Raw genomic sequence first — 10,273 nt, 5'->3', positions numbered from 1 at the left:
TTCGCAAATGTTCTTACGAAAAGATGCCACGAAGCATTTTGTTATACGGGTTGATGAACTTATATGAAAAACAACAATCTATGCGAAAATAGCCTTTGGTAAAGTTGTTGGTTTCCAATCCATGTCCATTTTAAAATCATTCTGAAAGCCACAATGAAATGCTCACCTTAAATAAATCCCCATCCGTCTCAATATCGAGATTGCCTTCATGTAGGTCGATAATGGATTTCGCAATCGCGAGACCGAGACCGGAACCATCTGTATGGCGTGATGTGTCACCCCTCTTAAACCGTTCAAACAGCTCATCGCTATTATCATTCAGTTCATATTTCGAGACATTTTTAAAAGTAATCAACGCTTGGCCATTCAATTTCGAAGCCGTAATATAAACGCGGGAATTCTCCAGTGAATATTTCAAGATGTTGCCTATTAGGTTATCAAACACACGCCATAGCTTTTGGCCATCCACGATTGCGTAAATCGGTTTCTCCATATTCGTTACACGGAACTGCAGGCTGGATTCATTGATCATATCATCATATTCCCCCAGTGCCTGCTGTAATAACTGGATAAGGTCCACTTTTTCCTTTTTCAATTCGATATTGCCGCTTGCCATTTTGGATACCTCAAATAAATCATCAATTAGCACTTTTAACCGTTTTGATTTCCGGTCAATGATTTCAAGATAGGCGGTCCGATCCTCAGTTGAAACCTCATCCGTTTTTAATAACTGCGTATACGTAATGATCGAAGTTAGCGGTGTTCTTAAGTCATGGCTTACATTCGTAATTAATTCGGTTTTCAAGCGTTCGCTTTTGGCCTGGGCATTCTGGGATGTTTTGACCCCTTGCTTTAACATATTGATATTACCTGCAAGTGTGGCTAGGATTGTTTTCCCCGTTACCTCTAGATCCTTCCCCATCTTTCCGGCTGCCAGTTCATTCGTTTTTTCAACAATCTGGCTCAGGTACGCCATTCGATTAACCAGCATCACGACGATCGGAATCGCTGCGCCCCCTACTAAGATAAGATAAAAGGGTAGAAAAACGGGTTGAACGACAACCATCACAGCAGCTAATCCCATCCCAAATGCAGCCGCCAAAAGAATAAACAACTGTCTAGCTGCTGGTTGATTTAAAAAGGCTTCTTTTAATTTGGCCACAGCTTTTTTACATATTACCTTTATCCATTTCCCTGCTTTTACGAGAAGGGCTTTTTCCAATTGTGCTCTAACCGTCTTCCAATCCCTTACAAATGAAATAAAGTAGTTCCATTGTATAAGGATAGAGGTACTAAAAACCATTCCCGCAATCAGAAAGATGAGTACGTCTCTTCCTGAGCCAATTGGATTTTCGTAAATATAATGGATTTCATCGTTTTCAGCGAACAAACAGAGGATGAGTCCTATACCGGAAAGAATGAAAAAGACTGCCCTTACATCGATGGGAAGCTTGTTATAATAAGGGCGATATCTTTCAATCTCCGCTGTAATCCCCTTCGACTTTTTCCTGATAAAGTATCCAATAATAAGGGCAACAATGCTTGATAAAATAAAAGCCAATAGGATGATTTGCTGACTTTTGTATTTTTCGGACTCGATCATCAGCCAATTGTCAGAGGAAAGTGTTTTCGGCAGCGCGATTTTCCCCTCAAATATTTCCGTTTTCGTATCCATTATAGATCTTAGCAGTTCAAATTCTGTGCCGTAATAATAACCGGGGTTATCCGGATGGACTGTATAGTTTGTTACATATTGCATATCTTTTGTGTTCATCAGATTCTCTTGTGATGAATCTAAGTTTGTGTAGATTTTACCTGTTTGACTGCTTTTAAAATAATAAAGAAAAGAGTCACGATATCTTTGATAATCCGATCGATGATTTTCTTCTTCTTTAAAAACATCTTCCATCTTCTTCTCTTTTTCTTTTACAATCTTTTCTTTGACATACTCATCACTTTTAAAATTATTCGTAATGTCATTGATTTTTCGATCTCTTTCCCCGATTATGGAATTCTCCGTCTCCTGATCACCGGAAGCCTTCGCTTCCTGAATTCGCTCTTCATACTGTGCCTTTATGTTCGCTTTTTGTTCAGAGAGACTGCCATAGCGATAACGATATTCGTCAATCTCATTCTTTGTTACCTTAATTGATTCCTTTGCTTCCTTTAAAGTGATTGGGTTTAACTCAAACATCGTTAAATACCCGGTGAATTGGTCCAGTTCATTTTGAAATTGCGGTGTATGAAAATAATCACTACTTATGTAACGGTCCCCCGAAGTGACTCCGATAAAGAGTCCGCTTAAGCCAAAAGTAATCAGAAAGCTCCAAATACCAATAAGTATTTTATTTTTCCATTTTATACCCAATCCCCCACACCACCTTCAAATATCTTGGATTTTTCGGATCGATTTCTATTTTTTCACGAATTTTTCGTATATGAACGGCTACCGTATTTTCCGCGTTATAGCCCGGCTCCTTCCAAACCCGTTCATAGATTTCATCGATGGAAAATACTCTGCCTGCGTTCATCATCAGGAGCTCCGCGATTTTATATTCAATCGGCGTTAGCTTCACCGGCTCGCCATGGACTGTCACTTCTTTTGCGGATTGGTCTAAAATAAGCCCGTTTAGATCAATCACCTTTTTGATGCCTTCATATGTACCTAAAGAAACATACCTTCTAAGCTGTGATTTCACGCGGGCCACAAGCTCCATTGGATTAAACGGTTTGGTAACATAGTCATCCGCCCCAACTTGAAGGCCTAAAATTTTATCCGTATCCTCACTTTTCGCGCTTAAAATAATAATTGGAATGTTTTTCTGCTCTCGAATTTTGTAGGTTGCCGCAATCCCGTCCAGCTTTGGCATCATGACATCGAGGATAATCAAATGGATAGGATATTCATTTAAGATTTCTAATGCTTCCACCCCGTCCTGCGCTTTTAGCACCTTAACCCCTTCATTTTTCAAATAAATCTCAATGCCATCCCTAATTTCTTTTTCGTCATCGACTACGAGAACCTTATAAGGATCCATCTTACCCCTGCTTTCTATCAACCATTTTTTGTTATCTATAAAATAAACGGAAAATCTTAACATTCATTTACGATAATTCTTAAGAATTTCTTAAGATTATTTTATACTAGAAAGCTGTTTGGATGGAGGCATTTGGAAAAATTAGCATGATAAATGAAAAAGCGCATTGGCAACTATACCAACGCGCTTTTGTTTTATTTTTAGGCTCTTTTCTCAAGGAATGTTGTTTTTATAATAGTTTTTGATAAGATTACTTGTTGATAAAGAAGGTTGATTGGAACGGAAGGTGCGAGACTCCTGCGGGAGCAGCGGGACAGGTGAGACCCCGCAGGAGCAAAGCGAGCATCCTGGAGTGGAAATCAACCACTCTTTTCATTAGCAACAAACTTTACGAAAACAGCCTATATTTATTTTCCCCTTTGAAAGAAACGGCCAAGCCCATATCCTAAGAATCCAATGATTAAATATACAATAACATATCCAAGGGCACTGCTATTTGCCCAAAGAAAGACCGTCACTAAAAATCCTAAAGCGGAAACAACCAAAGAGAGAAAAATATTAGTTTTTAACAGTGCAGTTCCTACACCTTGGAGTAAAAATAATAATGGATAAATAATGATAAGGGATACAAAGAAATACTTATGGTCCGTTTGTTGAATGAACGTGTTGGAAAATGTCACAAATCCAATAATCAAGATGGCGATTGCAGGAAAAAACATATTTAATATCTTCATCATTGATTCCTCCCAATCTATAATTCTCTAATTTTTGTTCCTGACTTAATGATAATAGAAACAGAATTTGCTTCCCCACTCTCAATATGACTTTTTATCGTTGATTCACCATTCAACCAATTACATAATTTTACCATATTGTTCATATTTCGGAAAAATAAAAATAAATTTCTGTTGTGAGGTGCAGGTTATGGAAAAATTTTTAGATATTATTTTTAAGTTAAAGGTCCGGTTTGGATACTAATTGAGCGGTTATTTTAGGATGTTTCACACTTTTTGAAAAAACAATCTATTTGTCCCCCGGAATATTTGCTTAATTTAAAACGGATTCTAATGATAGGTGATAAATATGAAAAAAGCATTTATTATATTTCTTCTAATAATTTTGGCGGCACCTATTTCGATGAAGGCAAAGTCCACGGATTCCACGCAGATTGTCCTTCGTAATTTTGTGATGGCAATTATAAAGAAGGATGAACGTTTGGCCAAAAGGTTAGTTATTCCATCTGTAAAAATCCCTGAAATTCGCGAAAACACACCTATTCAAGGAGTTCAAACACTTCCCTCTCACCATAAAAATGCCCGAATCCTTTTGGCGCATTTTGAAAGAGAATATTTTAATAACAACACATTTGCCGAAAGAATTGCTTTTATTTGGGAGGTTTATGTCGAGAACAATAAAATCTCTCGGATTAAGGTTATTTCTGATCTATCCAACCCCTTTATGAATGAACCAATTAAAGAATACCAAGAGAAATTTAATAAGCAGCTGCTCGTTCCCGCATATTTTCCTTTTAAGGTGACCCATGTGCAAGGGAATGTAATCTACAATGAGGCCATTTGGTTTTATCGAAATAAAAACGGTAAATTATCTATTCAGGCAACGCCTCATTCGGAAAAACTGGGTGCTTTAGAGGAATACCATGCGCTAACATTGAGGAATGGCCAAGAGGCTTTTATGAAAGATATTCCTGCGGGCTATCAGGTTACTTTTCTTTATGATGATATTCAATATACAGTGAAACTTGAGGGGGAAAGGAAGCTATACCAGCCTTTAGAAAAAGAACTGATTGATGTTGTGGAGTCGATGTTTCCGAATTCATAGCCAGTATAATTAGCAGGACTTTATTTTGGCCTTCATCGCCATGATGAAGGCCAATTTCACAAGTTTCTTTTACCATTAGTCCTTCATGCTCTATCCAGCATTGACGGAAGAAAAATTCTTAACAGCGACATTGTACTTTTCATACCAAATCTTCCATTCCTCAAACCTGGAATCAATGGTTCTTCCATCCAGCAATGCATCAATTACCTCCAAACACACATGCCAGCCAGCAAGATCCTTTGGGGTATGGTCTGTGATTTCTTTCAATTTTTCCGTTAACACCAACCTGCATCCATCTGCTTCCGGGCTTAATTCAAAGCGCATAGTGTTCTCCCACCATGAAAACTCCAAAACCGAATATGTTTTTAACTCGCTAATGGTCAGTTTATCCATCGTGCCGTCGGGCATTTGGAATACAATCGCTCCTTCTTCACGAAGCTCTTCCACACGGAGTTCTGAAAACCATTGAGAAATTTTATCGTTTTCGGTCAACCATGCCCACACTTCTTGAACCGAATGTCGCCAATGCCTTTCATACCGGGCAATTGCTCCATCTCCTGTTTTTATCATTTCTGCAATCATTTCTAAACCTCCTTGCTGGTTTTATAATTTCTTTTCCTAACTTAAAAATACCATTCCCCCCATAGATAAGAAAGATTTGGCATGTCTTTTTTTTATATTAGGACTGTCTCCATTTTTAATTTGAAACGTAATATGTAAAAAAATGCAGGTGATAACACAATGCACACCATTATTACTGGAACCGGCGCACCTATTTATTTAGGTTATTCTCCCCCAATGTTTGGACCTTGGAATCAAGTCATCCACCATCACACAATCGAGCTTGGCCAGCACACCATTCACATCATCCCTGCCCTTCATGGATATCCGCCTATGTTTCCTTATTTGGGACCATATGTACCGTTCCGATAATTATTTTTTTAACTTGAAACGGTTTATCTGCGTTACGATTTTTCAATGCAAAATGCTCCACTTTTTTATCGAAGCAAAGCCTACCCTCACAGAAATTAGTACATATGAAAAGCAATCTCAATCCCGGTTGGCTTGTCCTTAAAAGGAGTTTTGAACTCTTTAAAAACCAAGTCAATCCCTGAAAGATCATCCGGCAGCGATGGCGAGACAATAAAATTGTAGCTAAGATGCCCATCTGAACCGCCTCCTCCAGACATTCTACAATCATATTGATCACCTAATACTAATTCCCAAAAAGTGTGTCGATGGAAACGATCTTCTTGTGAGAATTTTTCAGATTCCCAATCGATAATTAGATTAATAACGCTGGCATTCTCAAACTGCCGCATAAAGGATATTGTGTACATACACTCACCTTTCTCAACAGACTTGAGGATGGATACATATTTGCGGAATCTCTCTGGTTCAACATAAGGGCGAAAATGCTCTTCATTTCGTAATTCTCCAAAAATTGCTTGAAGTAATTCCTCATACAGACCATACTTTTTTGCCCAATCAGCAATCTTTTCAGAGGGTGGAAAACCTGGATTTTTATCTGAAATCTCCTTCCGCTGTTTGAACAAAGCACAAATTTGCTCATCAATCTGTAAAAGATTCTCATCATAATATTCTGTCGGCGGTTCAAAAGGGACTTTTTTCATCTTACTCACTCCTAATCGTCAATTAGCCTCATGTTAACAATAAATGGAATTTTTTGCTAACAAAAAAACGATACCAATGATTGAAGATATCGCCAAAAAGATGTAACTTATAAACTTCTAACAATTAAAATAACAATCGCCAAAATTAATACCGCCATAATGATAATAGGTGTTAGCCCGGAACTAAAAACTACGTAGACCTTAATATGGCGGAAAGCATTTACGATCATATAAATGAATAAAACGATTCCCAAAAATACAATTAGAGCCGCATTATTTTCTTTTCTCATTCCAACGTGCTCCTTTCAAAAGCAAAACCAGCAAACCCAGACAGTTAGTCCCTTATAACAATTTATTAACTTCAATTTGTATTATTCTAAAGTCCTATAAAAAACGATCCTTCATCACTGAAGAATCGCATTCTATGCTTATTCAGGAGCAGTAATTTCTCTGATAAGAGTTTGCAGTGCATCCCCCATTTTTGACAGCTCCATTTTCCTTTGTATCTCTCCACTTTTTTTCTGCAAAACCTCCAACTTCTTAACTAAGGTTTCACTTGTCAAGTTTTCTTCCTTTAGCGTAAGAGAATAGCCCTTTTCTTCGAAGGCTTTAGCATTTAAAATTTGGTCCCCGCGGCTTTGCTCCAAACCTAAAGGGATTATGAGCATCGGGATTTTTAAAGCCAGAAATTCAAATATCGAATTGGAGCCGCCTCTGGTAATAACCAAATCAGTTGCCGCCAAAATATCGGGCAATTCATCATGAATATATTCAAATTGCTTATATCCCGGCACATTTGAAAAATTCAAATCAACATTATCTTTTCCACACAAATGAACAATCTGGTACTGGGCAGACAGCTCTTTTAATGCCCCTCGAACGGCCTCATTAATTTTTTTTGCTCCCAAACTGCCACCCATAATCGTCAAAATCGGCCGTTCATCGTGAAAATCGAGAAACCTTCTGCCTCTATCTTCAGACCCGTTAAAAATCTCTCTTCGAATCGGCGAACCAATAACAAAAGTTTTCTGTGCAGGAAAATATTTTTTCGTCTCATCAAACGAAGTAAATATTTTGGTCGCAAATCTTTGCGAAATTTTATTGGCCAAACCAGGTGTAATATCACTTTCATGAATGAAGATCGGGATTTTAAGAGACCTTGCCGCGATAATCACTGGTACGGATACAAACCCGCCTTTAGAAAAAACAAGATTTGGTTTTAACTTTCTCAAAATTCTTCGCGCATCGAGACAGCCTTTTAATACCCGAAAAACATCAATAACATTTTCAACATCTATGTACCTTCTTAGCTTTCCGCTGCTGATTCCATGATAGGAAATATTGATTTTTGTAATTAATTCTTTTTCAATTCCCTTTTTCGAACCGATATAATGAATGTTCCAATCATTATGGATCTCCTTAATGATGGCAATATTAGGTGTTACATGGCCGGCCGAACCTCCACCAGTAAACACAATTGTTTTTTTCAAAATAAATCCTCCTGAATAACTAATCATTTTGCTATTCATTATATGGGAAAATGCGTCTTCAGTTCCACCGGTATTAGACAAAATTCTATTTTGTTCTCATACTCCATTCCATTTTGGGAAAAATAATGCGGACCAAAAATGATGGAGGCTTTTGAAGATGAAAACGAAACTTACCACTTTAGCGTTAATTCTACTATTTGTCATCTCAATCGCAATAGAGACACAAGCACTAAGCTTCAATAAATTACCAATCAAACATTCCTCAAAGCAATGGTCTGTAGAGGTGGCAGAACCCGGGCATGGAAAAGAGCTGGTTAAATCCGAAAAAGGAAAATTTAATACCTATTCTTTAGAGATTCATAATATCGGGAAAGATGTAAAATCTGTAGAAGTGTTTATGTATCGAAATGAACCGAATTCAACGACTAAATATTCTCTTTTTGGTTGTCCTGATGGGGAGGATTGCACTGAAGGCCGTGTCGAACATGCAAACTTTTTAGCCAAACAATTGAATAAGGGTATACCCTATCGATTTGAAAACTTTCCATTGGCTCATAAAGCCACGGAATTAGAAGTTGAAATTATTTGGACACAAAAGGGTAAAAAAATAGGCAGACCCTTAAAAGAAACCTTTACTTTTGCAGTGGAGTGAAAAAAGGCATCGCGCACGATGCCTTTTTTATTTTTTACTTCGTCTCTCTCACTTGTGAGAAAGGAAAGAAGACAAACTCGCTTTTTCCCACAATTTCATTTTCAGGAATAAATCCCAATCCATTTCGGCTATCCATACTGTGAAGCCTATTATCACCCATGACAAAAACTTTGTGCTGCGGAACCGTAATCGGACCATAGTCACCCGTTAATTTGCTGTCCATTTGCTCCGCTAATTTACGATTATGTGAAAGATAGGACTCTTTAATATACTTTCCATTTATATATAATTGATCATCCTTAACCAAAACCGTATCTCCAGGAAGACCAATAACTCTCTTCACATAGTTCACTTCTTTTTCTTTAATAATAACAATGTCCCCTCTATTAAAATCATCCAATTTGTTTACAAAGATTTTTTCTTGATTATGTAAGGTTGGCTCCATGGATGCTCCTTTAACAATATAGGGTGCAAAAAGAAATGTTTTAACTGCAGCTGCAATTCCCAGTGCAATGATGATGGATTTAGCCCAGCTCTTTACTTCGTTTTTCGTATTTGAATTCATTAGTTTTTACATCCCCTTTATATTCCCATTTATAAAACTTCTCCATCTTTCACTCAGATTCCTTCAGCCATTTTTTTAGTGACGAGATAAATTCCTTTGCTTCTGGTGTTTCTTGATTCGCAATGATATAGGTTAAAGAAACTGGAGGTACTATTTTATCCGGTTTAATTTCAAACATTTTCCAATTTTTTAATTCTTCCTGAACAATGGATAACGGTAAATAAGAAACCCCCAATCCGATTTCAATAAACCGCTTGGTAATTTCCATTTGCGTAACCGGGATTGTCCGAACTCTTGGATAATATCTTTTCACCTCTGCTAATAGGGAATCCCAATAAGCTGGATGGTTATCGGTTAATAGCCTGTATTGCTTAAGCACGTTCTCCTCATTTATATGCGACTTATGTCGTTCTTTATCCTTAAGATTTGGAGCCACAAGGATAACTGGATCTCGATGAATAACCTCACTTGAGAGATCTGTCTGAACTGGTTTCATCCTGGATAAGCCAATGTCGGCTTTGCCCGAGCTAATTTCCTCACCGATCTCAAAAGAACGAACCACATTGATAATTACCTCAATATTTGGATGTTGTTCAATAAAAATGTTAAGGAATGGCGGAAGGATAGAAGCAGCAATTTGGGGAGCCACAGCAATTTTTAGTTTACGGTTATACCCTTGCTTCCAGCCTTCGAATTCCTCCATCTCCTCCTCATATCTTTTCAATATCTTTATGGTGGATGGCAGAAACTTGGAACCAGCCGGAGTAAGCGAAACATTTTTCCCCCTTCTTTCAAATAAGGAAATATGCAGATACTCCTCTAGTCTTTTTATGTGCTTTGTAACCGCCGGCTGTGTTAAAAAAAGATCCTCAGATGCTTTACGAAAATTTTCATGTCTAGCCGCAATGATAAATGTTTTTAACCATTTGATATCCATATTAATGACGGTCCTTTTGCTAAGGCTCTTTTCGTAAACTTTGTTGCTTTTGGATCCTAATAAGGGTCATTTACTAAATTCCTAGGCAATTTTCGCAAATGTTCTTACGAAAAGATGC

The 10,273-nt window shown here is 37.6% G+C and carries 12 protein-coding genes; 3 read left to right on the top strand and 9 right to left on the bottom strand.

Annotated features, from left to right (window positions below):
* Positions 1-136: 136 nt before the first annotated feature.
* The 3 genes from BIV60_RS27455 to BIV60_RS27445 form a co-directional block, all read right to left on the bottom strand.
* Positions 137-2,368, bottom strand: coding sequence for a sensor histidine kinase (locus tag BIV60_RS27455; protein ID WP_071358835.1), 2,232 nt, complete (start codon positions 2,366-2,368; stop codon positions 137-139).
* Positions 2,346-3,038 carry a response regulator transcription factor gene (locus BIV60_RS27450; protein ID WP_071358834.1) on the bottom strand — a complete coding sequence of 231 codons (693 nt, stop codon included), beginning with the start codon at positions 3,036-3,038 and terminating at the stop codon, positions 2,346-2,348. The genes BIV60_RS27455 and BIV60_RS27450 overlap by 23 nt, the downstream gene beginning before the upstream one ends.
* Before the next feature lie 407 nt (positions 3,039-3,445).
* Positions 3,446-3,772: a hypothetical protein gene (locus BIV60_RS27445; protein WP_083402501.1), complete on the bottom strand. Its 327-nt coding sequence runs from the start codon at positions 3,770-3,772 to the stop codon at positions 3,446-3,448.
* 349 nt (positions 3,773-4,121) lie between these two features.
* On the opposite strand from BIV60_RS27445, the gene BIV60_RS27440 reads away from it, so the two are divergent.
* Complete coding sequence (locus BIV60_RS27440; RefSeq protein WP_071358832.1) at positions 4,122-4,877, top strand: hypothetical protein; 756 nt, start codon at positions 4,122-4,124, stop codon at positions 4,875-4,877.
* 90 nt (positions 4,878-4,967) lie between these two features.
* On the opposite strand, the gene BIV60_RS27435 is transcribed toward BIV60_RS27440, so the two are convergent.
* Complete coding sequence (locus BIV60_RS27435) at positions 4,968-5,459, bottom strand: SRPBCC family protein (RefSeq protein ID WP_071358831.1); 492 nt, start codon at positions 5,457-5,459, stop codon at positions 4,968-4,970.
* Positions 5,460-5,618: 159 nt separating this feature from the next.
* Here BIV60_RS27435 and BIV60_RS27430 point away from each other — a divergent pair, with 159 nt between their 5' ends.
* Positions 5,619-5,810 (top strand): hypothetical protein, encoded by a 192-nt coding sequence (locus BIV60_RS27430; protein ID WP_071358830.1) that lies wholly within the window; start codon positions 5,619-5,621, stop codon positions 5,808-5,810.
* A gap of 95 nt (positions 5,811-5,905) precedes the next feature.
* On the opposite strand, the gene BIV60_RS27425 is transcribed toward BIV60_RS27430, so the two are convergent.
* The 3 genes from BIV60_RS27425 to BIV60_RS27415 form a co-directional block, all read right to left on the bottom strand.
* Positions 5,906-6,511, bottom strand: coding sequence for a hypothetical protein (locus BIV60_RS27425; protein WP_071358829.1), 606 nt, complete (start codon positions 6,509-6,511; stop codon positions 5,906-5,908).
* 107 nt (positions 6,512-6,618) lie between these two features.
* The gene (locus BIV60_RS27420) at positions 6,619-6,801 is read right to left on the bottom strand and encodes a hypothetical protein (protein WP_071358828.1); all 183 of its coding nucleotides are present in this window, start codon (positions 6,799-6,801) and stop codon (positions 6,619-6,621) included.
* 138 nt (positions 6,802-6,939) lie between these two features.
* Positions 6,940-8,004 carry an undecaprenyldiphospho-muramoylpentapeptide beta-N-acetylglucosaminyltransferase gene (locus tag BIV60_RS27415; RefSeq protein WP_071358836.1) on the bottom strand — a complete coding sequence of 355 codons (1,065 nt, stop codon included), beginning with the start codon at positions 8,002-8,004 and terminating at the stop codon, positions 6,940-6,942.
* A 154-nt stretch (positions 8,005-8,158) separates the two neighbouring features.
* Between BIV60_RS27415 and BIV60_RS27410 the strand changes: the two genes are divergently transcribed.
* Entirely contained in the window at positions 8,159-8,653 is a 495-nt protein-coding gene (locus BIV60_RS27410; RefSeq protein ID WP_071358827.1) for a hypothetical protein, read from the top strand.
* A 34-nt stretch (positions 8,654-8,687) separates the two neighbouring features.
* On the opposite strand, the gene lepB is transcribed toward BIV60_RS27410, so the two are convergent.
* Together lepB and BIV60_RS27400 are read right to left on the bottom strand one after the other, a co-directional pair.
* Entirely contained in the window at positions 8,688-9,218 is a 531-nt protein-coding gene (gene lepB, locus BIV60_RS27405) for a signal peptidase I (RefSeq protein ID WP_071358826.1), read from the bottom strand.
* A gap of 49 nt (positions 9,219-9,267) precedes the next feature.
* Positions 9,268-10,155, bottom strand: coding sequence for a LysR family transcriptional regulator (locus tag BIV60_RS27400; RefSeq protein ID WP_071358825.1), 888 nt, complete (start codon positions 10,153-10,155; stop codon positions 9,268-9,270).
* Between the last annotated feature and the right edge of the window lie 118 nt (positions 10,156-10,273).

It is taken from the genome of Bacillus sp. MUM 116 (assembly GCF_001866655.1).
Taxonomy (GTDB): domain Bacteria; phylum Bacillota; class Bacilli; order Bacillales; family Cytobacillaceae; genus Neobacillus.
This window is presented reverse-complemented; position numbering and strand designations above follow the sequence as displayed.

What these genes read in the sequence shown, in the direction of transcription:
- BIV60_RS27420 (WP_071358828.1), bottom strand. Translation starts at nt 6,801, where the DNA reads ATGAGAAAAGAAAATAATGCGGCTCTAATTGTATTTTTGGGAATCGTT.
- BIV60_RS27410 (WP_071358827.1), top strand. Translation starts at nt 8,159, where the DNA reads ATGAAAACGAAACTTACCACTTTAGCGTTAATTCTACTATTTGTCATC.
- BIV60_RS27425 (WP_071358829.1), bottom strand. Translation starts at nt 6,511, where the DNA reads ATGAAAAAAGTCCCTTTTGAACCGCCGACAGAATATTATGATGAGAAT.
- BIV60_RS27445 (WP_083402501.1), bottom strand. Translation starts at nt 3,772, where the DNA reads ATGAAGATATTAAATATGTTTTTTCCTGCAATCGCCATCTTGATTATT.
- BIV60_RS27450 (WP_071358834.1), bottom strand. Translation starts at nt 3,038, where the DNA reads ATGGATCCTTATAAGGTTCTCGTAGTCGATGACGAAAAAGAAATTAGG.
- BIV60_RS27430 (WP_071358830.1), top strand. Translation starts at nt 5,619, where the DNA reads ATGCACACCATTATTACTGGAACCGGCGCACCTATTTATTTAGGTTAT.
- BIV60_RS27440 (WP_071358832.1), top strand. Translation starts at nt 4,122, where the DNA reads ATGAAAAAAGCATTTATTATATTTCTTCTAATAATTTTGGCGGCACCT.
- BIV60_RS27435 (WP_071358831.1), bottom strand. Translation starts at nt 5,459, where the DNA reads ATGATTGCAGAAATGATAAAAACAGGAGATGGAGCAATTGCCCGGTAT.
- BIV60_RS27400 (WP_071358825.1), bottom strand. Translation starts at nt 10,155, where the DNA reads ATGGATATCAAATGGTTAAAAACATTTATCATTGCGGCTAGACATGAA.
- lepB (WP_071358826.1), bottom strand. Translation starts at nt 9,218, where the DNA reads ATGAATTCAAATACGAAAAACGAAGTAAAGAGCTGGGCTAAATCCATC.